General features: G+C 71.2%; 23 protein-coding genes. 17 read left to right on the top strand and 6 right to left on the bottom strand.

What is annotated here, in order from left to right; all coding sequences use genetic code 11:
- Positions 1-60: 60 nt before the first annotated feature.
- The 5 genes from NF681_02030 to NF681_02010 are packed head-to-tail and all read left to right on the top strand — an operon-like array spanning position 61 to position 2,953.
- Positions 61-1,086 carry a tripartite tricarboxylate transporter substrate binding protein gene (locus NF681_02030; protein ID UST52384.1) on the top strand — a complete coding sequence of 342 codons (1,026 nt, stop codon included), beginning with the start codon at positions 61-63 and terminating at the stop codon, positions 1,084-1,086.
- A 30-nt stretch (positions 1,087-1,116) separates the two neighbouring features.
- Positions 1,117-1,782: a response regulator gene (locus NF681_02025; protein ID UST52383.1), complete on the top strand. Its 666-nt coding sequence runs from the start codon at positions 1,117-1,119 to the stop codon at positions 1,780-1,782.
- Between the two features lie 32 nt (positions 1,783-1,814).
- The gene (locus NF681_02020) at positions 1,815-2,291 is read left to right on the top strand and encodes a sensor histidine kinase N-terminal domain-containing protein (GenBank protein UST52382.1); all 477 of its coding nucleotides are present in this window, start codon (positions 1,815-1,817) and stop codon (positions 2,289-2,291) included.
- A gap of 24 nt (positions 2,292-2,315) precedes the next feature.
- Positions 2,316-2,756, top strand: coding sequence for a hypothetical protein (locus NF681_02015; protein ID UST52381.1), 441 nt, complete (start codon positions 2,316-2,318; stop codon positions 2,754-2,756).
- Positions 2,753-2,953, top strand: a complete 201-nt coding sequence (locus NF681_02010) for a hypothetical protein (protein UST52380.1) — start codon at positions 2,753-2,755, stop codon at positions 2,951-2,953. The genes NF681_02015 and NF681_02010 overlap by 4 nt, the downstream gene beginning before the upstream one ends.
- A 9-nt stretch (positions 2,954-2,962) precedes the next feature.
- Here the strand turns inward: NF681_02010 and NF681_02005 are convergent, their stop codons facing one another.
- Positions 2,963-4,033, bottom strand: coding sequence for a porin (locus tag NF681_02005; GenBank protein UST52379.1), 1,071 nt, complete (start codon positions 4,031-4,033; stop codon positions 2,963-2,965).
- Positions 4,034-4,511: 478 nt separating this feature from the next.
- Here NF681_02005 and NF681_02000 point away from each other — a divergent pair, with 478 nt between their 5' ends.
- From NF681_02000 to NF681_01990, 3 genes are all read left to right on the top strand, one after another.
- A complete protein-coding gene (locus NF681_02000) occupies positions 4,512-5,198 on the top strand; it encodes a ParA family protein (protein UST52378.1) in 687 nt (228 codons plus the stop codon).
- Entirely contained in the window at positions 5,195-6,184 is a 990-nt protein-coding gene (locus NF681_01995; GenBank protein UST52377.1) for a ParB/RepB/Spo0J family partition protein, read from the top strand. Before NF681_02000 ends, NF681_01995 begins: the two co-directional genes overlap by 4 nt.
- A 1,310-nt stretch (positions 6,185-7,494) precedes the next feature.
- Positions 7,495-8,835 carry a replication initiation protein gene (locus NF681_01990; protein UST52376.1) on the top strand — a complete coding sequence of 447 codons (1,341 nt, stop codon included), beginning with the start codon at positions 7,495-7,497 and terminating at the stop codon, positions 8,833-8,835.
- A 21-nt stretch (positions 8,836-8,856) separates the two neighbouring features.
- On the opposite strand, the gene NF681_01985 is transcribed toward NF681_01990, so the two are convergent.
- Positions 8,857-11,580, bottom strand: a complete 2,724-nt coding sequence (locus tag NF681_01985; GenBank protein ID UST52375.1) for an ATP-binding protein — start codon at positions 11,578-11,580, stop codon at positions 8,857-8,859.
- 185 nt (positions 11,581-11,765) lie between these two features.
- On the opposite strand from NF681_01985, the gene NF681_01980 reads away from it, so the two are divergent.
- Positions 11,766-12,683: a DUF3883 domain-containing protein gene (locus NF681_01980; protein ID UST52374.1), complete on the top strand. Its 918-nt coding sequence runs from the start codon at positions 11,766-11,768 to the stop codon at positions 12,681-12,683.
- A 79-nt stretch (positions 12,684-12,762) separates the two neighbouring features.
- The gene (locus NF681_01975; GenBank protein ID UST52373.1) at positions 12,763-14,136 is read left to right on the top strand and encodes an esterase-like activity of phytase family protein; all 1,374 of its coding nucleotides are present in this window, start codon (positions 12,763-12,765) and stop codon (positions 14,134-14,136) included.
- A 202-nt stretch (positions 14,137-14,338) separates the two neighbouring features.
- Here NF681_01975 and NF681_01970 read toward each other — a convergent pair whose 3' ends face one another.
- Complete coding sequence (locus NF681_01970) at positions 14,339-14,734, bottom strand: HU family DNA-binding protein (protein UST52372.1); 396 nt, start codon at positions 14,732-14,734, stop codon at positions 14,339-14,341.
- Positions 14,735-14,988: 254 nt separating this feature from the next.
- Here NF681_01970 and ssuE point away from each other — a divergent pair, with 254 nt between their 5' ends.
- The 7 genes from ssuE to NF681_01935 all read left to right on the top strand — a co-directional run bounded on the left by ssuE (position 14,989) and on the right by NF681_01935 (position 21,027).
- A complete protein-coding gene (gene ssuE / locus NF681_01965) occupies positions 14,989-15,573 on the top strand; it encodes an NADPH-dependent FMN reductase (GenBank protein UST52371.1) in 585 nt (194 codons plus the stop codon).
- A gap of 123 nt (positions 15,574-15,696) precedes the next feature.
- Positions 15,697-16,677, top strand: a complete 981-nt coding sequence (locus NF681_01960; protein ID UST52370.1) for a sulfonate ABC transporter substrate-binding protein — start codon at positions 15,697-15,699, stop codon at positions 16,675-16,677.
- 57 nt (positions 16,678-16,734) lie between these two features.
- Complete coding sequence (gene ssuD / locus NF681_01955; protein UST52369.1) at positions 16,735-17,913, top strand: FMNH2-dependent alkanesulfonate monooxygenase; 1,179 nt, start codon at positions 16,735-16,737, stop codon at positions 17,911-17,913.
- 4 nt (positions 17,914-17,917) lie between these two features.
- Positions 17,918-18,808: an aliphatic sulfonate ABC transporter permease SsuC gene (ssuC, locus tag NF681_01950; GenBank protein ID UST52368.1), complete on the top strand. Its 891-nt coding sequence runs from the start codon at positions 17,918-17,920 to the stop codon at positions 18,806-18,808.
- Between the two features lie 16 nt (positions 18,809-18,824).
- Positions 18,825-19,832 carry an aliphatic sulfonate ABC transporter substrate-binding protein gene (locus NF681_01945; GenBank protein ID UST52367.1) on the top strand — a complete coding sequence of 336 codons (1,008 nt, stop codon included), beginning with the start codon at positions 18,825-18,827 and terminating at the stop codon, positions 19,830-19,832.
- Positions 19,829-20,680 (top strand): ATP-binding cassette domain-containing protein, encoded by an 852-nt coding sequence (locus NF681_01940; GenBank protein UST52366.1) that lies wholly within the window; start codon positions 19,829-19,831, stop codon positions 20,678-20,680. Before NF681_01945 ends, NF681_01940 begins: the two co-directional genes overlap by 4 nt.
- Positions 20,681-20,811: 131 nt before the next feature.
- Positions 20,812-21,027 (top strand): molybdopterin-binding protein, encoded by a 216-nt coding sequence (locus tag NF681_01935; protein ID UST52365.1) that lies wholly within the window; start codon positions 20,812-20,814, stop codon positions 21,025-21,027.
- A 90-nt stretch (positions 21,028-21,117) separates the two neighbouring features.
- Here NF681_01935 and NF681_01930 read toward each other — a convergent pair whose 3' ends face one another.
- The 3 genes from NF681_01930 to NF681_01920 are packed head-to-tail and all read right to left on the bottom strand — an operon-like array spanning position 21,118 to position 24,721.
- The gene (locus NF681_01930) at positions 21,118-22,776 is read right to left on the bottom strand and encodes a rhodanese-related sulfurtransferase (protein ID UST52364.1); all 1,659 of its coding nucleotides are present in this window, start codon (positions 22,774-22,776) and stop codon (positions 21,118-21,120) included.
- Complete coding sequence (locus tag NF681_01925) at positions 22,773-23,447, bottom strand: cysteine dioxygenase (GenBank protein ID UST52363.1); 675 nt, start codon at positions 23,445-23,447, stop codon at positions 22,773-22,775. Before NF681_01925 ends, NF681_01930 begins: the two co-directional genes overlap by 4 nt.
- Positions 23,444-24,721 carry an acyl-CoA/acyl-ACP dehydrogenase gene (locus tag NF681_01920; protein UST52362.1) on the bottom strand — a complete coding sequence of 426 codons (1,278 nt, stop codon included), beginning with the start codon at positions 24,719-24,721 and terminating at the stop codon, positions 23,444-23,446. The genes NF681_01925 and NF681_01920 overlap by 4 nt, the downstream gene beginning before the upstream one ends.
- Between the last annotated feature and the right edge of the window lie 73 nt (positions 24,722-24,794).

Genomic DNA, 24,794 nt, shown 5'->3' with positions numbered 1-24,794 from the left:
AGCTTCCCGAAAGCAAAGCCGGCGCATCATCGGCGCCGTTGCACAAATCCAGGAGACACCATGCACACCGACGACCGCGATCCCTTCGCCCCCGCCCATCCCGCGCGCCTCTCGCGCCGCCACCTGCTGCAGGCGGCCGGCGCCTTCGGTGCGGGCGGCCTGCTCGCCACGCCCGCCTTCGCCCAGGCCGCCTGGCCATCCAAATCGATCCGCTTCGTGGTGCCGTTCGCGCCCGGCGGCAGCTCCGAGATCGTGGCGCGCTCGACGGCCAACGAACTCACCACGCTGCTGGGCCAGAGCGTGTACGTGGACAACAAGCCTGGCGCGGCCGGCAACATCGCCATGTCGGAGGTCGCGCGCGCCGACGACCAGCACACGATCATCCTCGGCCACATCGGCACGCTGGCGGTCAACCCGTACATCTTCGCCAAGCTGCCCTACGACCCCAACAAGGACTTCAAGCCGGTCAGCCTGCTGGCCAAGGTGCCCAGCCTGTACGTGGTGCATCCGGACGTGCCGGTGAAGAACCTCACCGAGTTCATCGCCTACGCCAAGGCCCGGCCCGGCAAGCTGAGCTACGGGTCGGCGGGCAACGGCAGCGCCGGCCACCTGGCCTTCGAATACCTGAAGATGACGTCCGAGGTCTTCATGCTGCACGTGCCCTACCGCGGCACCGGCCCGATGCTCACCGACCTGCTCTCCGGACGGCTCGAGGCCTCGGCCATCGGCGCGGCGGCGATCCTGCCGTTCATCAAGTCGGGCAAGGTGCGCTGCATCGCGACCGGCTCGGCCAAGCGCCTGGCGCAACTGCCCGACGTGCCGACCGTCGCCGAGCAGGGCTTCCCGGGTTTCGAGATGACGCAGTGGTACGGCATGCTAGCCCCGTCGAACATGGCGCCGGCGAACATCGCGAAGCTGTCGGAGGCGACCATGAAGGCGGTGAAGGCGCCGGCCGCGCTGGAACGCCTGCGTGGCGACGCGGCCGAGTCGATCGGCGGCACGCCCGAGCAGTTCGCCCAGTTCATCGCCGTGGAGCAGGGCCGCTGGCAGAAGGTCATCGCGCGCGCCGGCATCAAGCCGGACTGAGGCCCGCACCGGTCCGCCTTCTCCGAGCGCATGCGCATCCTGCTGGCCGAAGACGAGCACGTCCTGGGCACCTGGCTGTGCAAGGCGCTGGAGCAGACCGGCATCCAGGTGGAGTGGGTCGATGACGGGCGCCTGGTTGACCGGGCCCTGCAGCAACGCGATCACGACGCGCTGGTGCTCGACCTGGGCCTGCCCGGACTCGACGGTCACACCGTGCTGCGGCGCCTGCGCGAGCGCGACCAGCGCCTGCCGACGCTGATCCTGACGGCGCGCGACTCGCTCGCCGAGCGCGTCGCCTCCCTCAACGCCGGGGCCGACGACTTCCTGGCCAAGCCCTTCGCCCTGGCCGAGCTGGAAGCGCGCCTGCACGCGTTGGTGCGCCGGGCGCGCGGCACCGAGCATCCGCGCGTGGCCTGCGGACCCCTCGTCTACGACCACGCGCGGCGCCAGTTCACGCTGGACGGCGAGCCGCTGCCGCTGTCGCCGCGCGAGCTTTCGGTGCTGCGCGTGCTGGCGCAGCGCAGCGGTGAGCCGCTGTCCAAGCAGCAGATCCTCGAACGCGTGTTTTCCGACGACGAAGAGGTGCATCCGGAGGCGGTCGAGGTGTTCGTCCACCGGCTGCGCAAGCGCCTGGACGGCCGCGGCGTGCGCATCACCACGCTGCGCGGCATGGGCTACGCGCTGGAGGCGGATTAAGTCGCGCGATCCTCGCCCGGATCCGCCGGCGTGTGGCGGCCTGGGTCGGGCGCGCCAGCCTGCGGCAACGGCTGGCGGCCCTGCTGCTGCCGGCGCTGCTCGGCATGACGTTCGTCGGCCTGCGCCTGACGCACGCCGACGCCGTCGCCGCGGCCGATTCGGCCCACGACCGTTCGGGGATCGGCGCGTTGCGCTCGATCGACGCCAACCTCTCGACCGCCTCGGGCGGCCTGTCGGTGAAGCTGCCTTACGCGATGTTCGAATTCTTCGGACTGACGGCCGGCGGGCAGGTCCATTTCCGCGTCGCCACCTCCGACGGTCTGGTCGAGCTCGGCAGCACCGACCTGCCGCCGCCCCGGGAACCGCGGCCGGAGGCGCCGGTGTTCTACGACGGGCGCTACGTCGGCGAGGCCATCCGCGTGGCCGCACTGCGCCGGGCGCTGGACGGCCCGACCGGCGACGGCCCGGCGCGCACGGTGCTGATCCAGGTCGGCGAGAGCACTCGATAACGCCAAGCCTTCACACGTCGGTTCTTGCGTGCGGCGGCGATGCGCGACGGCATGCTGCTGCTGGTGCTGCTCGGCGCCACCGCGCTGGCGCTGGCGGCGGCGCTGCGTCCGCTCAGCCGCCTGGCCCGCGAGGTGCAGGCGCACCGCAGGGACGACCTCACGCGCATCGAGGTAGACACCCTGCCGGCCGACCTGCGCCCGCGGGCAATGCGCTTCGTGGCCTTCGAGGGTGGCGGCGATGCCTCGCAGGCGCTGCAGGGCTGGCACGTCGGCGTGTTCCCGGGCGACGCGGCCGAGGCCCTCCAGGCCATCGCCGGCGGCGCCGCGCTGCGGCTGCTCGCCGTGCTCGCGGGCGACCGCCTGGACGCCGGACTCACCGACGTCCCGACCTCCCAACGTCCCGCGAGCAGGCGGTCGACCTGGTCTGGCCGACGGTGCATGGCCTCAGTGCCAGCGCCGGGATGACCGAGGCGGCCCACCGCGCCTGGGCGCGGGCGTTGCGCGAGGCGATGCGGGCACCCCTCTACCCCACCCTGCTGCGACGTCACCGGCTCCATCCCTTCGCGCCGACCGGTGCCGCGCTCGATCGCTTCGTCGCCGAACGCATCGCGGGCTGCCGCCGCCTCGCCGACGAGCTCGGACTGCGCCGCTGGCGTCGGTGAGGCCGGGCCTCAGAAGCTGTGGCGCACGCCGAACTCGTAGCCGGTGACGTCGCTGCCGGCGCCGATGGCCGGGCTCGCCAGCGTCGACGACGACACCGCGAGCCCCCGCGTCGCGAGCCGGTCGTTGTCGACCCGGGACACGGTGGCGTAGAGCTGGGTGCGCCGGGACAGGTCGTGACCGTAGCCCAGCGAGAGCTTCCTGGAACCGGCGTCGTCCAGGTCCTTGCGGCGGAACGTGGTGAATGCGGCCCGGAACTCTCCCGCGCCGAAAGGCACCGTCGCCCCGACGCTCAGCAGGTCGATCCGGCGGCCGTTGCCGCGCTCAGTCGCGAACACGGCCGTCGGCTTGACCCAGCCCAGGTCGTACGACGCGCCGAGGTTGGTGGCGTCGTAGTCGACGCCAGTGGCGGTGGTTCCGCCGCGCACCCGCCCATGGCCGAGCGCGACGTTCAACGCGCCGGACTTGTAGCCCAGGCGCAGCGCGGCCGAGTCGCGCAGCGAACGGTTGTCGACGCCGGACGCCTGTTCCCCGAAGGCGTACTGGACCTGGCCGTAGACCCCGCCGAGCGTCGCGGGCAGGAGGTAGTTGATGCCGTTGGAAGCGCGCTTGGGAGCGCTGCCTTCGGGCGTGCCGACCGCCGTCGTCGCGTTGCCGATCAGGTTGGACCCGCCGATGCCGCCGATCCCGATGTCGTTGAACGGATCGAAGGTCTCGATGTTCAGGTAGGCCGGGATCTTGTCGCGGCCGAATCGCAGTTCGCCCCACTGGCGGCCCGACAGGCTCATCGTCGCGCGGCGGTCGAACGGCAGGCCGCCGGCGTTGCCGGTGTCGCCGTTGAGGCCGGCTTCCAGCCAGAAGCCGGCGGCGAGCCCGCCGCCCAGGTCTTCCGTGCCACGGAATCCCAGCCGGCTGCTGGCCACGCCGCCGCCGGCCAGGCCGGTGACGCCCCCCGCGTCCGTGCGGATGCGGGCGATGGACGTGTCGAGCACGCCGAACACCGTCACGTTGGACTGCGCGATGGCCGACCCCGCGAGGGCCGTGATGAGGAAACAGGTCGATGAATTGCGTAAAAGGTTCATTGGGACATCCGGGAAATTGAAGATGGCGGCAGCACCAATCGAAATGCGACATGCCAGCGGCGAATCGATCACCGCAGACGTTCAGGTGCGATCGAACACCGAAGCTGGAATTGCCCGCGATCGGGGTGCACCACAGCAGACGGGTGATTGGATCGAATCCATGTGACATCGCGGGGTCGGGCCGTTCCGGTGCGGCACCGCGCAGGCACTGTCGATCCGACCCGTCCGACACGACGTGGGCAAGCCAGCCACCCGAAACGAGGCAGGAGCGCCCACCGTTCCAATCGTCGGGTTTTCAGCGCTGAAAGCTCGAGGCCGCCCTGCTTCCGATGCGAATGCGTTTGGCCAAGAGAAAAATTTTTGTTAGGAAAAAGCTCACCCCTAAAATGCAAATTAGCCGAGTGCCGTTAACGACCATCGTCGTCCCGATTCTCGAACGCTTTCAGCGCTGAAAGCCATACCCACAGGAAACCCATCGATGACAGCCAAAGTGATCACCGTCTTCAACCAGAAGGGAGGTTGTGGCAAGACCACCATCGCGATGAGCCTGGCCGGCGCGCTGACCCTGCGAGGCTATTCATGTCTCGTGGTCGACATGGATCCTCAGGGAACGGCCAGTCGCTGGGCCAGTGCGGCACCCGAAGAGCGGCCCTTTCCAGCGTCGGTGATCAGCCTCGCACCCATGGAAGGCAAGATGCATCGGGAAGTCAGGAACCACATGGAGAACTTCGACGCGATCTTCATCGACTGCCCGCCGGCCATGAGCTCGGCGGCTCCGACCTCCGCCATGCTGGTTTCCGACCTGGCCCTGATTCCGGTCGTCCCCAGCCCCGCCGACATCTGGGCCGCCGAATCCGCCAAGCGGTTGGCCGAAGCCGCCCAGGCCACCAATGAATCGTTGGTGGCGCGCGTGGTGGCCAACATGGTCCAGAAATCGACGTCCTTGGCACGCGACCTGATCGAACTCCTCCATGAAGACAAGGAATTTCCGCTGATGGCCTCCTCGCTGGGTTCGCGGGCCGCCTTCCGCGAGGCGCAGATCATCGGCGCCACGGTCCACTTGGTCGCCCGCGCGAAATCCGCGGTCGACGAGGTCGAATCGATGACCGACGAAGTGCTGTCGCTTCTGGGCCTGCCCCGGAAGAAGAAAGGAAGCGCCAAATGAACCCGAAATTCGACAGGAAGAGCGCCATGCGAGCCACCTTATCCGCAGAGAAGAAATCCGTCGAAGACCGTTTCGCCACGGCCGACGCCGTGCTCACGCGCCGACCCGCGGGTCTGGCGGTGCCATCCGCGCCTGAGTCGCAGTCCGCTTTCAGCGCTGAAAGACCCGCCCCGCCCGGCGGCCGTGCTTTCGTCAGCGCGCCCCTCGACAGGATTCACGACAATCCAGTGAATGCAAGGACGATCTACGATCCAAATACCGTGAAGGAATTGGCGGCGTCGATCGCAACGCATGGACAGATCGTGGTGGCACCGGCGATCGAGCATCCCACGCTGCCCGGCCACTACCTGCTGATCGACGGCCACTATCGCAAGAAGGCCGCCGCCGCGGCCGGGCTGCACAAGCTGGACCTGGAGATCAGGCCGTCGGAGGGGGAGGCCGAGCTGTATCGGCTGAGCTGGATGCTCAACGAAGAGCGCAGTGCCCAGAGCGCGCTCGACAACGCCCTGGCCTGGCGCAAGCTGCTGGACCAGCAGGTGGTGAAGAACGAGGGCCAGATCGCCGAGTTGCTGGGCGTGTCGCCGACCACCGTCAATAAGTCGCTCTCGTTGCTCCAGCTGCCGCCGGCCGCCCTCGACCGCATGCGCGAACGCCCCGAGAAGTTCGGCGTCTTCACCGGCTACGAACTCACGATGGCGTCCAAGCGGATGTCCGAGAAGGAACTGGTGGGCTTGGTGGAGCGCATCCTGACGGAGGATCTGTCCACCCGCCAGGTCGCCGCGATCCGCGCCAAGCTCGAAACGGGCGACCAGCGCAAGCGCAAGGAAACATCGCGCCAGTACAAGATCCGCCAAGGCGGCCAACTGATCGGATCGCTGAAGGAGTGGGATTCCGGCAAGGTGCTGCTGGAAGTGGTGTTGCCGGACTCCCAGGATCGCACGGCGTTGGTGGCGGCCCTGCGCCAGCAGTTCGCCTCACCGGACTGACTTCGGGCAGCCCGATGCGTCCGATGCGCGTGAAGGGTGGGGGAGGGTGACGGCCTCGCCGCGAGTCGACAGGTGAGCTTCCACAGGGAGTCGCGAAGGTGCAGCACCCGATCGTTCCGCTCATGGATGTGGCACGCAGCGATCCAGACGGGCGTCCGATGACAGGTGGCACGTCCGTGGTCGAACGAACCCAAAGGTGAGCTTCCACGGGGACCTTTGCAAGGTGAGCGGCCGGGCATTCCCGATTCACCTCGGCAATGGGGTCCGTGCGATCTCCGGGCAGCGACTGCGCTTCAAGAAAAGCGTCTTTGAAGGCACGAAGCCCGTGATTCCGACCCGTACTCACGTCGATTCGGCCATTTTCGGGCGCTCGGTGGCAAGGACCGTCCGCTCTCGTGGTGGATCGAGGCGTTCTGCTCTTTCGCAACGGACCCTGTGGCTCGAACTCCCTGTACAAGCTCACCTTTGGGCTGCCATCCAGGCCAATTCGTGCTGCTACACCCCTTCCAGGTGCTTTTCATTGCGCCGAACGGGTTCCCGTGCCGACGTTCAGTCCCCGAAAAGGCTCACCTTTCGACTCCCTTGGCGTGCGGATCCACGTTCGTTATCCTGGACCGTGTCGAACTTCGGCCATTGACCGACCGATTTCGAGTGTTTGGCTCCCTGAAAAAGCTCACCTTTGACGAACCGGAGTGAATCTGGAGTGGCCCAAGGACGTCGTACGTCATGCAAGCTCATCTCCGGTCCCTGTAGAAGCTCACCTCAGATCGTTCAGCGGCGTTTCCGATGGAAAGAAGTGCCTTTTTTCTTGCTGAACGGAGTTCGGATCCCTTTTTTTGCTGGGCATCCGTGTGGTCCGTTGCCCTTGAGCCATGGGAGTGCGTGCAAGGCGCGCGATGTTTACAGGTACTGCGCTGCCATGCGGGTGTTGAGAGTATTGAATTCATAACTCTTAGAACCCTTAAATACATTGAGGACGTCCGAATCGAGGCTTCATGCGCCCTGCAGCCCGTTTTGGGGAGCTTCCACGGGGACCTGAGTGAGCCTCCACGGGGAGTTGGGTGAGCTTGCGCAGGGAGTCAGGCGCTTCAAGGTGAGCTTGCGCGGGGACCAAAGGTGTGTCGGATCAGGGAGTCAGGTGAGGTCGCGCAGGGACCTCCAGCCGCCCGACTTGTCCACAGGCGGCACGTCGGCGCGGACGGCGACCGCATCGCGGGCGCCGGCTGTCCGCGATGCGTGCGAAGGTGAGTCCATTGCTGCTAGATTTGCACCTTTCGCCGTCGTTCGACGGGTCGAGGGACAAGCCGCCGATGGTGACCAGAAAAGCCAAGCCGCACGCCGTGGCGATCACGCCGGGTGACACGAACAACCTGCGCGAGTTTCGCAAGACCAACGAGGCGATCGGTCTGCGGGTGGTCGAGGGCAGCCTTTCGCTGCTGTCGCGAAAGGTCTTCAACGTGATGATCTTCCACGCGCAGAACATGCAGGAGACGGGAATCAACGCGCCGATCGACACGCCCGCGTCGAAGAAGTACTTCTGGATCCCCCTGGCCAAGCTGGCGCGCGATGCCGCCTACGACAGCAAGGACACGCAGAACCTCAAGGAAGTCCTGGAGGAGATGCAGAACATCAAGCTCAAGCTGGAGAACGGCCGGCAGTGGACCAGCGAGCGCCTGGTGTCGTCGGTGACGCTGGTCAACCCGGACGGTTTCCACAAGAACTCCGGCCAGGTCTGGCTGGGCTACGCGTTCCCGCCGGAGGTGCACGAGCAGGTCATGGCACCCAGCACCTTCACGCGCCTGTCGATCGTCTACCAGAGCTCGCTGAAGTCGGGCTCGGCGCTGGCGCTCTACGAGATCTGCCGGCGCTACGCCACCAACCCGTCCAAGCTGACCTTCGTGCAGACGGTGGAGCACTGGCACGGACTGATCACCGGCAATCCGCTGTCCGCGGATTCCGCGCCGGTCTACAAGTACTTCAAGCGCGACACCCTCAAGCCGGCGATGGCCGAGGTGAACCAGCTGACCGACATCACCATCGAGCTGATCGAGCACAAGAACGGCCGCCGGGTGGAGAAACTGCAGTTCAAGGTCGAGCTGGTCCGGCAGGCGCCGCTGATGTTTCCCGTGCCGCCGATCATCGACGAACAGCTGCTCCAGCGCATCATGGGCCTGGGCTTCAGCCGGGCGGACGCCGGCGACCTCGTGGCTTCCTACAGCGACGAGGTGCTGCGCACGGCGATCGAGCGGGTCGAGGCGCGTTCGCAGGCCGCCGGCATGAGCCCGCTGAGCGCGCCGGCCGGTTATTTCCGATGGGTGCTGCAGGACCTGGCGAAGAACCCGCCGGCGAATCCGCCCGCGCCGCCGACGGCGCCGCCGGAGCGCCGCGCCGCGGCCCCGAGCGTGATGGAGCGGTTCCTCGCCGGGCGCGCGCAGGAAGCCCTGGCGGTCCACAAGCAGCTGGACGAGCGCGAGCGCCGCACGGTCTTCGACGCGTTCCGGGCGCAGAACGAGAGCGAGACGCTCAAGCTCGATCGTGGGCTCGACAGCACCATGGTGCGGGTCCTGTTCTCGCAGTGGTACGCCAGGGAGCTGTGGGGCCCGCCCACCGCGGAGGCGCTGGCGAGCTTCATCGAACGCGCCGGCGCCTGAGCACGGCCCGCCTGGCGCGTCTCAAGCGCCGTCGCGCGCCTGCGCCACCGGCCGGGCGCAGCGCATGCCGGCCACCGCCTCGGACAGCCGCAGCAGCGAGATCGGCTTGGTGACGTAGCGCTGGAATCCCGCCGCCAGGCCGGCCTGGCGATCGCTCTCCATGGCGAACGCGGTCAGGGCCACGGCCGGCAGTTCCTCGGCCGACCAGGTCAGGCGGACCGTGCGGATCAGCGTGAGCCCGTCCATCTCCGGCATGCCGATGTCCGAGACCAGCACGTCGCAGGGCTCGGCGCGCAGCATGCGCAGCGCCTCGGCGCCCGAGCCCGCCACGCGCACGTCCGCGCCCAGGCTGTTGAGGGCCGCCTGCGCCATCTCGCGCGCGTCGGGCTCGTCGTCCACCAGCAGCACCGTGCAGCCCCGCAGTTCGACGACGTCGGGCTCGGCGTCGTCCCGGTCGCGGGACGGCGCTGGCTGCGGCACGCGCGACGTCGCCGTTGCCGCGTGCAGGGGCAGGGTCACCGAGAAGGTCGCGCCCCGGCCTGGTCCGTCGCTGGCGGCGGAGACCGTGCCCTCGTGCAGCGCCACCAGCCCCTGCACGATCGACAGGCCCAGGCCCAGGCCGCCGGTTCGCCGCGTCTTGGACGAGTCCTCCTGGCGCATGCGCTCGAAGACATGGGGCAGGAAGAGGGGATCGATGCCGCGCCCCGTGTCGCTCACCGACAGCGTGCCCTGCCGCGCGTCGCGGTGCACCGCGACGGTGATCGAGCCCGCCGCGTCGGTGAACTTCAGCGCGTTGCCCAGCAGGTTCGAGATGATCTGGTGGACGCGCCGGCGATCGCCACGCACCGTGCACGCCTGCGGCGCGATGCATCGCAGGGCGATCCCCTTGAGCTGCGCCGAGGGGAGCTGGGCCGCGACGACCTCCGCCGCCACGGCCGCGAGGTCCACCGCCTCCAGGTCCAGGACCATCTTGCCGGCGGTCACCGCCGTGATGTCGATCAGGTCGTCGATCAGGGCGGCCTGCTGGCGGGCATGGGCGCGGATGACCTCGGCCGCCTTGAGCGCGGTCGGGTTGTCCTGCCCCTTGCGCCGCAAGATCTCCGACCAGCCGGCGATCACGTTGAGCGGCGAGCGCAGTTCGTGCGAGACGGTCGCCAGGAAGTCGTCGCGCAACTGGCCCAGCTTCTCCGCCTCGGCGCGCGCGGTGCGCTCCAGGTCCAGGGCGCGCTCCACGTCGTGCGCGTCGGTGACGATCTGGTGCACGTCGACCAGCGTGCCGATCCAGGCGCGCAGGCCCCCGGCGGCATCGGCCAGCGGCCGCGCGTTGACGTCGTACCAGCGCCCCACGGGCTCGCCCGCGGGCTGCAGCAGGCAGCGCAGCGACATCGCCCGCCCGTCGCCCAGGGCGCGGTGCCAGGCCGCGGCCAGCGGCGCGATCGACGCCGGGTGGAAGAGCGATTCGAAGGGTTGGTGGATCAGGACGGCGGCCTCCACGCCGGCCATCGCCCAGGCGTGGTTGACGTAGTCGACGCGGCCGGTCGGGTCGGTCTGGAACACGCGCTGGGGCAGCGAGTCGGCCAGGGCCGCGAACTGGCGCTCGCTGACGCGACGCGCCTCGGTCTGGTCGAGCGTGGTGCGTGCCATCCGCGCCATCGCACGCTGGACGCCGGCCACTTCGCTCGGCGCGCCGGCGCCGTCGGGGGAGGTCGCGCCCACGGTGGCCCATTGCGTGTCGGTGGCGCGTAGCCCGAGCTGGCGCACCGGCAGCAGCAGTCGGCCCGTGGCCCACCAGGCGAGCAGGGCGCCGCCGCAGCCCAGCACGATGGCCGCCAGCATGAAGGCCAGGCGCAGGTGGCTCGCGGCCTCGGCGGCCAGCGCGGCCGGCTGCCGCGCCACCACCCGCCAGCCGAAGCCGGGGAACGCGCCGTGCGGCACCGTGCTGGCGCTCACGGTCAGGTAGGACTTGCCGTCGGGCCAGTCGACGAGCCGCGAGGGTTCGCCCGGCGCGCCGGCGACCGGGCCGAGCACGGTGCCCACCGGCACGTCCGGCGTCGCGGCCAGCACCACCTTGCCGGCGGAGTCGACCAGCAGCGCCTCGACCCCGGAGGTCGCCTTCAGGGGGCCGAAGATGTCGTTGCGCAGGCGCTCGGTCCACTGCCACCCGATGTGCGTCGCGAAGACCCGGACGATCCGCCCGGTCTCGTCACGGATCGGCGCGCTGGCGTCGAGGAAGCGCAGCCGCTCGCCGTTGTCCGGCGGCGGCAGCAGTTCGGCCAGGCGCACTGCGTCGTGCACGTCGCCCACGAACAGGCCGCGTCGGCCTTCCTCGTAGCTCGGCCGGCCCGCGAGGCTGCCGCCCTCGAAAAGACCGGCATTGGCCGCCAGGACCCGGGCCGAGCCGACCTCGACGACGGCCGCGTAGGCGAACGCGGGATTGGCCCGCACGAAATCGTCGAGCGCCGCGCGCATCGACGCGGCGCTCGACGCCGGGTTGCGGAAGCGGTCCTGCAGGCTCTGGGTCACCGCCGCCTGCGCGAAGCCGTCCATGCCGGTGGCGAGTTCGCGCGCGAGCTGGCGCGAGAGGGCGTCGAGGTTGGACGCGCTCTGCCGCAGCACCTGGCGTTCGGCCGCCGTGGCCATCAGGACCGCCAGCACGACCGACACCCCCAGCACCAGCGCGGCCAGCGTGGCACCCAGCCGGGCCTGCAGGCTGGGGAGGTGGAACAGTCGCACGGTGGTCTTCATCGTCGGTCCTTGCCGGGCACATCACGGAATTCGACTTAACTAAAAAGTATCAATGTCCGTTATGCGTATCGTTGTGTTACTAGAAAGCAATCATACGAAGGAAAGGACGGGGGTGCCCGCGCCGGGGCGGGGCGGTGCTTCGCGGCATACTCGAAACGGTCTGCAACCCACCTGAAATCTTGCGAATGGATAAAGAAGTCGACCCCGCGGTCCTCGCGGTCATCAACGAGAAACGCCTGCTGGGCGACAAGCGCACCCCGGTCGAGATCATCGCCAGGATGGGGGTGTTCGACGCCCGCCAGCAGGCGGCGGAGTCGGCCTGGCTGGCCACGGGCGACAACATCATCGCCACCGTCTGGGCCGAGTTCGTGGCCACCGACCCGGGCGGACGCTGGTTCTGCCTGGAGTCCCTGGACACCCTGCAGCGCCTGGGCGGCGGTGGCGAGCGCACCGAGGTGCAGGTCCGCCGCGCCAAGGACCGGCTCGGCCTGCTCAAGCGCGCGTTCGACCGCGACCAGGGCTTGCGGGTCGTGCTGCAGACCAACCGCGTGGCGATCGCCGACCTGGAGACCGACAAGGCCGCGAAGGTGTCCGTGCGCGTGGCCGACGACCAGGAGTGGCACGTCGCCGCCTGGGACGCCGAGGAGAAGATGGCCGTGCTGGTGCGTGGCGAACGCGGCTGGCAGCCCGACGCCGACGCGGTGCGGGCCGCCCGCGCGCGCGGCAGCGTGCCGGCGCAGGCGCGCGTGGCCAGCGCCGCCCAGGCGTCGCAGGCGGACGTGCAGGCCGCGGCGACGGCCTACCTGACCAAGCACTTCTCGGGCTACGGCTACCGCACCGAGGACGTTTCGGCCCAGGGTCTGGGCCACGACATCCAGGTGTCGGACAAGAAGGGCAACACGCTCCTGAAGCTGGCCGTGAAGGGCACCGTGCCCGGCCGCGGCGGCTTCCGCCTGAGCGCCGAGGAGCGCGCCGCCGCCGCCAAGGGCGACCCGTGGCGTCTGGTGGTCGTCACCGAGGCGACCAGTCCGGCGGCGACGCACAAGCTCTACAAGCCCACGGAGATCGACAACGCGCCAGGGCTCGAGCCGTTGCTGGACTGACGGCGGGCGGCGGCGTCACGGCGGTGTCACGCGGCGGCCGCATCGTCGCGGCCTTCTTCCGCTCCCACTTCCCCGACGCATGTCCTTCCCGATCCGTTGCGCCGCCGCCTGGCTGTGCGCCGCCGCCCTCGTTCCCGTGTCCGCCCAACAGGCACAGCAGGCTCAACAGGCCTATCCGGCCGTCCTCGCCGGCCATGCCGTGCTGCCGGCATCCACCGTCATTCCCGCGCCGCGCAACGCGCCGGGCGATCTGCAGACCAGCGGCAAGTTCACCACCGCGCGGCGCGTCGACGCGGTCGGCAGCGTCGAGGGCACCTCGGGCGGGCGCCCGACCGGCGTGTCGCTGCCGTTCCGGGGCCAGCCCGTCCAGGGCCATTCGGGCATCAAGCGCATGGCCGACGGCTCGTTCTGGCTCCTGACGGACAACGGCGCGGGCACGAAAGCCAACTCCCCGGACTTCATGCTCTACCTGAACCACTACGCGGTGGATTTCGAGCGCGGCGGGTTCACGCGCCGCAGGAGCGTGTTCCTGCACGACCCGGACCGCCGAGTGCCGTTCCGCATCGCCGAGGAGGGCACCAAGGAGCGCTACCTGACCGGCGCGGACTTCGACCCCGAGAGCTTCCAGTTCGCCGGCGGCGCGCTGTGGATCGGCGACGAGTTTGGTCCCTACCTGATCAAGGCCGACCTCGACGGCCGCGTGCTAGCCGTCTTCGACACCCAGGTCGACGGCCGCGTCGTGCGCTCGCCCGACCACCCCGCCGTCGTCACGGCCGCCGCGCCGGACGCCAAGGCGCCGGCCTTCGAGGTCAAGCGTTCCAAGGGCTTCGAGGGCATGGCCGCCAGTCCGGACGGCAGCCGGCTGTACGCGCTGCTCGAGGGGCCGCTGTGGGACGAGGCGGCCAAGGCCTACGAGGCGCTCGAGGATGGCCGGCAGGTCCTGCGCGTGCTGGAGTTCGAAGTCCAGGCCGGTCGCTGGAGCGGCCGCCACTGGAAGTACGTGCTGGAAGCCAACCACCACGCCATCGGCGACTTCAACATGATCGACGCCACCAGCGGCCTCGTGATCGAACGCGACAACGGCGAGGGCACCGCCGACCGGGCCTGCCCGGCCGGGGAGAAACGCGTCGACTGCTTCCACGACATCGCGAAGTTCAAGCGCGTCTACAAGGTGGAACTGACCGAGGCCAACGTGGGCGGGCCGCTGCGCAAGGTCGGCCACATCGACCTGCTGGACATCCAGGACCCACAACGCCTGGCCAGGAAGCCGCTGACGAACGGCGCGCTGGCGTTCCCGTTCTTCACCATCGAGAACGTCGATGTCGTGGACGCCACGCACATCGTCGTGGGCAACGACAACAACCTGCCCTTCAGCAGCAGCCGTGACCCCGCGCGGGCCGACGACAACGAACTGGTCCTGCTGGAGGTGGGCGGGCTGCTGCGCGCACGCTGATGGGTCGGCGCCCGGCCGGCGACCTCGCTCAGGCCGGCAGCACGCGGTGTGGCCAGGCCGCGAACGCGGCGTCCTCGAGGGCTTGCACGGAAGTCATGGCCGCGCGAAGGAAGCGGGCGAGCGCGCCGGGCGGAAACGAAAACAGCCCCGGGAGGGGCTGTCGATGGGGCGGCGCGTGGCGAGGCGGGCTCGCCACGGCAGCTTACTTCTTGGTCTTCTTGGCCGGTGCGGCGGCCTTCTTGGCGGGTGCGGCCTTCTTGGCGGTCACGGCGGTGGCGGCCGGCTTGGCGGCGGCGGCCTTGTCGGCCTTGCGCTTCGCGCCCTTGGGATCGACGGCAGCCTTGAAGGCGGCGCCCGGCACGAACTTGGGCAACTTCGCCGCGGCGATCTTGAGCTTGTCGCCGGTGCTGGGATTGACGCCGGTGCGCGCGGCGCGGGCGACCTGCTTGAAGGTGCCGAAGCCCAGGATCTGGACGGGGTCGCCCTTCTTGACGGCGCCGACGATGGCACTGGTGACGGTGTCCAGGACGCGGGCGGCTTCGGCCTTGCTCAGGTCATGGGCGGCGGCGATGGTTTGGACGAGTTCGATGCGGTTCAATGGAGGTCCTTGAAAGAGGAAAAAACGCCCGGCGTGGAGCGCCGTGGCGATGCGCCGGCGCGAAGCACGGCAGGCGGCGCGAAGTTTAGCGTCGCGAAGGTGCTTGGCGCCACGCCACGGGCACCGCGCTTATCTGTTTTCGGCATGAGATCGGAAGAAGTCGGTCGTTGGGGACCGGTGCGGCGCGCCCCAGAATCCGCGGCTTCAGCTTCATTCCATGTCCGCGTCGCCCGCCGGACGCACCCGCCGCCGCCATGACCGTCCTTCTCATCGCCAGCAGTCCGACGATCCCGTCGCGCTCCACCGCCCTGCTCGAAGCCGTGGGGGAGCGCCTGTCGCGGCACGGCGGCCGCATCGAGCGCCTTGCGATCCGCGAACTGCCGCCCCACGCGCTGCTGGGAGCCGAATGGACCCATCCGGCGATCGAGCGGGCGCTCGACCAGGTGGCGCGCGCCCGCGTCGTCGTGGTCGCCACGCCGGTCTACAAGGCGGCCTACAGCGGCGTGCTCAAGGTGTTCCTCGATCTGCTCTCGCAGCACGCGCTCAAGGGCAAGACGGTGCTGCCCCTGGCCACCGGCGGCAGCCCGCACCACATGCTGGCGCTCGACTACGCCCTGCGCCCGGTGCTGCAGACCCTGTCGGCGCGTCACATCCTGCCGGGCATCTACGCGACCGATTCGCAGATCACCCTGACGCCCGAGGGCGCCCACCACGTGCACGCCGACGTGGGCCGGCGCCTGGACGAAGCCGCCGAGGTGCTGGCGGCCGAGGCCCTCGGCCTGCGCGCGACCCACGGTTTCGAGTCGATCGCGTTCTCCCAGGTGCGATGTAGCGTCTGACGCGGCCGCCGCCGCGCTCGACCCCGACCGCCGTCCCTCCGTTCGCCGGAACCCGTTCCCCGCCACGTGTCGCGCCCGCTCGCGCGACGCGCGGGACCCCCTTCGCCCGAAAGTCCCCCGACCATGAATTCCGAACGTTCCACCGACCCGGCGCGCCCCGCGCGCCGCCGCCTGCTGCAGGGCACCGCCGCCGCGCTGGCGCTGGCGCCGCTGGGCGTCCTGGCGCAGGCGCCGTCGCCGTCGCGCACGCTGCGCATCGGCCACCAGAAGGGCTACCTGAGCCTGCTCAAGGGCCGGGGCACGCTGGAGACGCGGCTCGCGCCCCTGGGCGTCGCGGTCCGGTGGATCGAGTTCACGGCCGGTCCGGTGCAGTTGGAGGCGCTCAACGTCGGCTCGATCGATTTCGGCGACGTCGGCGAGGCGCCCCCGATCTTCGCGCAGGCCGCCGGCGCGCCACTGGCCTATGTCGCCGCGACCGTGCCGCGCCCGGCGACGGAGGCGGTGCTGGTGCCCTCGGGCTCGGCGCTGCGCACCGTGGCCGACCTCCGGGGCCGCAGGATCGCCCTCAACAAGGGCAGCAACGTCCACTACTTCCTCGTCAAGCTGCTGGAGAAGCACGGCCTGGGCTACGCCGACGTCGAGGTGGTCTTCCTGCCGCCGGCCGACGCCCGTGCCGCGTTCGAGCGCGGCGCGGTCGATGCCTGGGTGATCTGGGACCCGTTCCTGGGCTCGGCGCAGCACGCGCTGGGCGCGCGCATCCTGGCCGACGCCGAGGGCGTGGCCAACAACCGCGGCTACTACTTCTCGTCCAGGGACTACGTCCAGCGCCATGCCGACGTGCTGCGCCTGGTGGTGGAGGAGATCGGGGCCGTCGACCGCTGGGCGGCGTCGCACCGCGACGCCTTCGCCACCGAACTCGCGACGCTCTGGGGCGCGCCACGACCGGCGACCGACCGGGTCGTCGCGCGCTGGCGGTTCGGCACGGTGCCGGTGACACGGGCCATCCTGGCCGAGCAGCAGGGCATCGCCGACACCTTCCTCGCGCTCAGGCTGATTCCCAGGCGCATCGACATCCTGGACGCGGCGGCCCCCGGCCTCGCCTGAGGCGACCCGGCGCCGTCCCCGATCCCCTCACCCCTCACAAAGCAACGCACCGCGACCATGAACGTCTTCTGGTTCCTCCCCACCCACGGCGACAGCCGCTACCTCGGCACCGCCGAGGGCGCGCGCCCGGTCGACCTCGACTACCTGCAGCAGATCGCCGGCGCCGCCGACCACCTGGGCTACGAGGGCGTGCTGATCCCCACCGGTCGCTCCTGCGAGGACCCCTGGGTCGTCGCCTCCAGCCTCCTCGGCGCCACGCGGCGCCTGAAGTTCCTGGTCGCCGTGCGACCCGGCCTCCACCAGCCGGCCCTGGCCGCGCGCATGGCCGCGACCTTCGACCGGCTCTCCGGCGGACGGCTGCTGGTCAACCTCGTCACGGGCGGCGACCGCGCCGAACTCGAGGGCGACGGCGTGTTCCTCGACCACGCCGAGCGCTACGCCCAGTCGGCCGAGTTCATCCGCATCTGGCGCGAGGTGATCGAACGCAGCCACACCGGCGGGAGCTTCGATTTCGACGGCCGGCACCTGAGCGTCAAGGGCGCGAAACTGCTGTTCCCAAGCGTGCAGCGGCCGCATCCCCCGGTGTGGTTCGGCGGCTCCTCGGACGCGGCGCACGAACTCGCGGCCGAGCAGGTCGACAGCTACCTTACCTGGGGCGAGCCCCCGGCCGAGGTGGCCCGGAAGATCGCCGACGTCCGGGCGCGCGCCGCGCGCCGGGGCCGCACGGTGACGTTCGGCATCCGCCTGCACGTCATCGTGCGCGAGACCGAGGACGAGGCCTGGCGGGCCGCCGAATCGCTCATCGGCCGCGTCGACGACGAGACCGTGGCGCGTGCGCAGGCCGCGTTCGCGCGCATGGACTCGGTCGGCCAGCGCCGCATGGCCGCACTGCACGCGGGCGGTGCGCGCCGCACGCGCGCCGATCTGGAGATCAGTCCCAACCTGTGGGCCGGCGTCGGTCTGGTGCGCGGCGGCGCGGGCACGGCGCTGGTGGGCGATCCGCGCACGGTGGCCGCGCGCATCGGTGAATACGCCGCGCTCGGCATCGACCATTTCATCTTTTCGGGCTATCCGCACCTGGAGGAGGCCTATCGCTTCGCCGAGCTGGTCTTCCCGCTGCTGCCGGCCCGCCAGCGTCCGGCCGTCGCCGTGCCGACGGGCGGCACGCCGAGCGGCCCCTTCGGCGAGGTCGTCGCCAACCTCGATGCGCCTTCGCGCCTCGTCTCCCAGAGCTGAACCCATGAACACCAACACGATCGACGCCGCCACGCCCGGACGCCGCGCCCCGCGCGCCACCGCGCCACCCGCGCCGCAGGGCGCGACACCGGCCGCGCCGCGCGCGGGCCACTTCGCACCGGCGGCCTTCCTCGCGTCGGTCGGGCGACGGCTCATTCCGTGGGTGGTGCCGGTCACGCTGATCGTGGCCTGGCAGGTCGCCTCCTCGCTGGGCTGGCTGTCGACGCGCGTGCTGCCGGCGCCGCTGGACGTGGTGAAGGCGGCCTGGACGCTCGCCGCCTCGGGCGAGCTGTGGACGCACGTCAAGGTCAGCGCCGGACGCGCGCTCGCCGGGCTGGCCATCGGCGGCGGGCTCGGTCTCGCGCTGGGCCTGCTGACCGGATCGGTGAAGTTCTTCGAGACGCTGCTCGACTCGACCATCCAGATGGTGCGCAACATCCCGGCCCTGGCGCTCATCCCGCTGGTGATCCTGTGGTTCGGCATCGACGAGACGGCCAAGCTGTTCCTCATCAGCGTGTCGGTGTTCTTCCCCATCTATCTCAACACCTTCCACGGCATCCGCAACGTCGACCCGCAGCTCATCGAGATGGGCCGCACCTACGGGCTGTCGCGCTGGCACCTCTACACGCAGGTGATCCTGCCGGGCGCGCTGTCGTCGATCCTGGTCGGCCTGCGGTTCTCGCTCGGCCTGATGTGGGTGATCCTGATCGTGGCCGAGACGATCTCGGCGCAGGCCGGCATCGGCTACCTCACGATGAACGCGCGGGAGTTCCTGCAGACCGACATCGTGCTGGTGGGCATCCTGCTCTACGCGTTGCTGGGCAAGCTCGCCGACCTGTTCGCGCGGTCCCTCGAACACTGGTGGCTGCGCTGGCACCCCGGGTATCAGCGTTGATCGCGGGGAGGCTGTCATGAAGCGAAACGGTTCGATCCTCAGCCGGCGCGCCGCGCTGGTCGCGATGGCGGGGTTGGCGGGGAGCAGGGCGGTGTCGGCGCAGGGTGCCCCGGCACCGGCGACGCTGCGCATCGGCTACCAGAAGTCGTCCACGCTGATCGCGGTGCTCAAGGCGCAGGGAACGCTTGAACGGCGGCTCGCGCTGCTGGGCGTGAAGCCGGCCTGGCACGAGTTCACGAGCGGGCTGCCGTTGCTGGAGGCGCTCAACCTCGACAACCTGGACGTCACGGCGGACGTGGCCGACACGGTGCCGGTGTTCGCCCAGGCCGCCGGCGCCCGGCTGACCTTCGTGGCCCGGGAGGCGCCGTCGCCGGGGGCGCAGGCGATCCTGGTGCGCGCCGATTCGCCGCTCCGGCGCGTGGCCGACCTGAAGGGCCGCAAGGTCGGGTTCGCCAAGGCGGCCGGCGCGCACTACCTGCTGATCGCGGCGCTGGCGCAGGCGGGGCTGTCGCTGCGCGACGTCGAGCCCGCCTACCTCACGCCGGCTGACGGGCGCGCCGCCTTCGAGCGCGGCGCCATCGACGCCTGGGTGGTCTGGGACCCGTTCCTGGCCGCCGCCGAGCGGCAGTCCGGCGCCCGGGTGCTGAGCGACGGCACGGGGATCGCGTCCTACCAGCGCTACTACCTGGCGCGCACGCCGTTCGCGCGATCGCGCCCCGACGTGCTCGACGCCCTCTACGTCGGACTCGTCGAGACGGGCCGGTGGGTCAAGCGCCGGCCGGCCGATGCCGCGGCGCTGCTCGCGCCGGTCTGGGGCGTGGAGGCGGCCATCGTCGAGCGGGCCAACGGCCGCCGCAGTTACGACGTGCGTCCGGTGCTGGCCACCGAACTCGGCGAACAGCAGCGCATCGCCGACGCGTTCCTCGCCGAGAAGCTCCTGCCGCGCCGCGTCGATGCGCGGGACGTCGACCTGTTCCAGCCGGCCACGCCGGTCCCGACCACGCACCCCAAGGAATCCGCATGAACACCTCGATCCTCGAACGTCCCCGCGTCCCCGGTCCCACGACCGGCGGTCCTGCCATCGCCGGCGGCGTCCGGCTCGACGTGCGTGGCGTCGACAAGCGCTATGGCGAACGCACCGTGCTGCGCGACGCGCGCATCGCGATCGAGCCGGGCCAGTTCGTCGCCATCGTCGGGCGCAGCGGCTGCGGCAAGAGCACGCTGCTGCGGCTGGTCGCGGGGCTGGAGCCGGTCTCGGGCGGCACGCTCCAGGCTGACGGCCGCACCATCGACGGCCTGCACGACGACACCCGGATCATGTTCCAGGAAGCGCGCCTGCTGCCCTGGCGGCGCGTGCTGGACAACGTGGTGCTGGGCCTGCCGGCGACGGCGCGCGAACGCGGCCGCGAGGTGCTCGCGCAGGTCGGGCTGGCCGAGCGCGAGCACGAGTGGCCGGCGCGGCTGTCCGGCGGCCAGCGCCAGCGCGTGGCCCTGGCGCGCGCCCTGGTGCACCACCCGCGCCTGCTGCTGCTCGACGAGCCGCTGGGCGCGCTCGACGCCCTGACCCGCATCGAGATGCACCGCCTCATCGAGGACCTGTGGCAACGCCACCGCTTCACCGCGCTGCTGGTGACGCACGACGTGCAGGAGGCGGTGGCGCTGGCCGATCGCGTGATCTTGATCGAGGACGGCCGCATCGCGCTGGACGAGCCCATCGCGCTGGCCCGTCCGCGTTCGCAGGGCGACGCGGCCTTCGCCGCCATCGAGAAACGCATCCTCGACCGCGTGCTGCAGAAGCCCGGTGCCGACGGGCCGCCGCCGGCGGGAGAACCCCGCTGGCAGAACGCGCCGGGGCTGCGCTGGGCGATCTGAGCGGTCGTCCCCCGGTGCCCCTGGAACCTTCCGTCGCCGTCCCCTGTTCCTTCTCCGCCTCTTTCCCGCTCTGTCTCTCTCTCTCTCTCTTTCTCTTTCTCTTTCACTCCGTTCACTTCAAGGAAAACACCATGTCCATCCAGGCCATCAACGTGCGCAACCAGTTCCGCGGCAAGGTCAAGGAAATCATCCGTGGCGACGTCGTCTCCGAGGTCGACGTCGAAACCAGCTGGGGCATCGTCACCTCGGTCATCACCACGCGCTCGGTCGACGAGCTGCAGCTCAAGCCCGGCTCGGACGTGGTCGCGCTGGTGAAGTCGACGGAGGTGTCGATCGCCAAGCTCTGAGGTTTCGGGCCTTGCCCGCGAGCCGGTTCACGCCGGCTCGCGCCGGTCCCGCGCCCATCGTGGAGGCCGGCGCCGCCCCCGGCGACGGACTCAGATCACCGCGAAGTGGTGTGTCCCGTCGCGTTCGAGTTGCGCGACCAGGCCGGACTCCCAGTCGAGGTAGGCCTGCATCGCCTCGGCCGGCGCGTCGGTGCCCTCGTAGGGGCGGCGGTAGCGGTCGGTGCGCGGGGTGGCCAGGCGGGTCTCGCCGGTCTCCACCGGCAGGCCGGCGGCGAGCCAGGCCGAGGTGCCACCGTCGAGCACCCGGACCTGTGCGTCCGGTTCGCCGCGCGCGGCCAGCGCGCGCTGCAGGTCGGCGGCGGCGAAGCGCGCCAGCCGGCTGGTGCCGCAGGTCAGCACCCACACCGGAGCCGGCCCGATGCGATCGAGCGCCTGCGCCAACTGCGCGCGGACCGCGAACCAGGCGCCGGGGATGTGGCGCTGCACATAGCTGGCGCTGGTGGTGACATCGACGACCACGGCTTCGTGGCGCTTGAGCAGCAGCGCCAGCGCCGCCGGGCCGATCACCTCGGCCTCGGGCGCGGGCATCGCGTCCGACGCCGGCGTGTGGCCGCGGGTGAAGGCGGAGGCGTCGGGCACGGGGTCGATCACGTGCACCTCCCAACCCATCTGGGCCAGCCAGGAGCCGGTCATGGACGCGCGCACGCCGTCGTCGTCGGCCAGCACGATGCGCGCGCCGCGCACCGGGGCGTGGTGGTCGGTCTCCTGCACCAGCTGGCCGCCGGGCGCGCTCGCGAAGCCCTCGAGGTGGCCGGCGGCGTGTTCCTCGGGTGTGCGCACGTCGAAGCGGTAGGTGGTGCGCCGGGCGGCGTCGGCCGTCAGGGCGGGGAGGGCGTCGAGCGCGACGCGTCGCACGCCCGCGCGGTCGGCCACGCGGCGGGCGTCCTCGGCGGCGCGGCGGCGTGCCTTGGGGCTCGCCCCGGCCGGGGCGCGGCGCGTGGCGCCATGGTCGAGCGCCTGGCCGGCGAGCTTCCAGCCGATGGTGCCGTTGCGCAGCGCCGCCACCGGGTTGGGGATGCCCGCGTTCACCAGCGACTGCGTGCCGATGATGCTGCGCGTGCGACCGGCGCAGTTGACGATCACGCGCGTGGCCGCATCGGGCGCCAGGTCGCGCACGCGCAGCACCAGTTCGGCGCCCGGCACGCTGGTGGCGCCCGGGATGCTCATGGTCTGGTATTCGTCGAAGCGCCGGGCGTCGAGCACCACGGCATCGGCGCCGGCGTCGAGCAGCGCCTTCACCTCGGCCGCCGGCAGCGAGGGCGTGCCGCGCACGTGCTCGACCAGTTCCCCGAAGGCCTTGCTCGGCACGTTGACGTCGCGGAACAGCTCGCCCCCGGCCGCGCGCCAGGCGTCGAGGCCGCCGTCGAGCACGTGCACGCGCGTGTAGCCGAGCGCGGCGAGCACCCGGGCCGCGCGCGGCGCCAGGTCCTCGCCGTCGTGCGTGCCGTAGACCACGGTCACCGTGTCGCGGCGCGGAATGCGGCGCTGCGCCTCGATCTCGATGCGCGACAGCGGCAGGTTGGCCGCCCACAGCGGATGGGCCTGGGCGTAGGGGTCTTCCTCGCGCACGTCGAGCAGCGCGGTCTCCTCGCGCGCGAGCAGGCGCGCGCGCACGGCGGCGACGCCGAGCGCGGGGGCCGGCCGCGCGGCGGTCGCGGACGGGGCGGTGGGGGAATCGGTCAGGGTCATGGTGGCGTGTCCCGCGTGGCGGGGTGAGGAATCGGTCGGGGGGGCGCGGCCGGGTCGCCCGGGCCGTCCGGAGGCGGCCGGCGCGCCGCCAGGGCCCGGGTATAGCCCGAGACGAAGACCTTGGGCGGGCCGTCGTCCGGGTAGGTGTGGCGGCGCACCCGGCCGATGTCGGCGCCGTAGACGTGGATGCTGATCGAGGTGCGGTCGTCGAAGGCGTTGCGCACGCGGTGCACGTCGCCGATGGCGGGCGAGACGGCCTCGACGTCGCCCGGGGAAAGCCGCACCGGGTCGCCCTCGGGGCGCCAGCGGCCGTCGTCGCGCCGGGCGTGGGCCTGGGCGATCTCCGCGCCGCGCAGCATGCCGATCAGGCCCCACACGGTGTGGTCGTGCACCGGCGTGGCCTGGCCCGGTCCCCAGACGAAGCTGACGACCGAGAAGCGCTCCCGCGGATCGACGTGCAGCAGGTACTGCTGATAGCGCGCCGGGTCGGGCTCGGCGAAGGCCTCGGGCAGCCAGTCGTCGCGCGCGACCAGCGCGCGCAGCAGAGCCGCGCCGTCGCGCAGGATCGCCGGCTCGCCGGGCGCGGCGTCCAGCAGGCGGCCGAAGGCGGCGACGAACGCGTCCAGCGGCGCGAGGCGGTCGGCCGGGGCGCCGCCTTGCGCCGCCGTCATGTCGCCTCCCGCGCCTGCAGCGCGCGCCGCCCGGCGGCGATCAGCACCGCGTCGTCCTGGGGCGTGTGCACGCGACCGCACAGCACGTCGCGGTGGTGGCGCTCCAGCGGGTTGCCGCGCGACAGGCCGTGGTTGCCGGTGAGCTTCAGGGCGGCCTCGACGGCGCCGATCGCCTGCGTCGTCACGGTGTGCTTGAGCAGGCCGCTGTCGACCGCGGCGGGCGGGCGGCCGGCGTCGGTGTCCTGCGCGGCGCGGTCGAGCAGCACGCGGTTGACGTGCAGCAGCGCCTCGATGCCGCCCAGGGCCTCCTGCACGCGCGCCAGGCTCGCCAGCGGCGCGCCCAGGCTGCCGGGCGCGCGCCGGTTCAGGAAATCCACCAGCCAGTCGCGCGCCGCGTGCGCCACGCCGTCGTAGAGCGCGCCCAGCAGCACCGTCATCCAGGCCTGCTGCTGCGCGTGCGCGGCGACATCGGCGGGGGCGCCGGCCGCCCACTCGGCGGGCGCGCGCAGGTCGACCGCGTGGTCGAGCGGGATCGCCACGTCCTCGAACACCACTTCGTGGCTGCCCGAGGCGCGCAGTCCCAGGTGGTCCCAGCTGGCGATCACGCGTACGCCCGGGGCGTCGCGCGGGACCAGGAAGGTGCCCACGCGTGGCGTGGCCTCGTCGGTGCGGCCCCACACGGCGAGCCAGCTCAGGCCCTCGATGCCTGTGGTGTAGAGCTTGTGGCCCGACAGGCGCCAGCCGTCGGCCGCGCGGCGCCCGACGGTGGCGGGCAGGCCGCCGCGCGCGGGCGAGCCGAGGTCGGGCTCCACGCGCAGCGAATTGATCAGCGCGCCACGCGTGACGGCGTCGCGTTGCACGCGCTCGCGCAGCGCGGCCGGCCAGTGGCCGTCGCGCCGGCCGAGGCCCTGCAGCTGCAGCCACGTCATGGTCAGGATCAGCGCGGTCGCCGGCTCCCCGCGCGCCACGGCGGCGACGACCCGTCGGGCCGTCGCCAGGTCGGCGCCGCCGCCGCCGAGCGCGCGCGGCACCACCAGGCCGATCAGGCCGCGCGCCTGCAGCGCGACGAAGTTGGCGCGCGGAAAGCGGCCGTCGCGGTCGTGGTCGGCGGCGGTGCTGGCGAACAGGGCGGTCAGACGCGCCAGGGTGGCGTCGTCGGTGGCCGGCGGAGCCGGCAAGGGCGGATCGACGGCCGTCGCATCCGGCAGGGACCGCACGGGGGCGGAGAACGGCTCGAACGGGACGGGGTCCCGGCGCAGGGGGAGGGCACTCATGCCGCGCACCTTAGCCCTGCACCGGTGGGCCATCAACGATCTTTCGTGCATATGGAAACGCGATTTCCTGCGT

The sequence above is a fragment of the Comamonadaceae bacterium OTU4NAUVB1 genome (assembly GCA_024372625.1).
Lineage (GTDB): Bacteria > Pseudomonadota > Gammaproteobacteria > Burkholderiales > Burkholderiaceae_C > Variovorax.
Note: the sequence above shows the minus strand (reverse complement) of the source record. Positions and strands in the feature narration are given on the sequence as shown.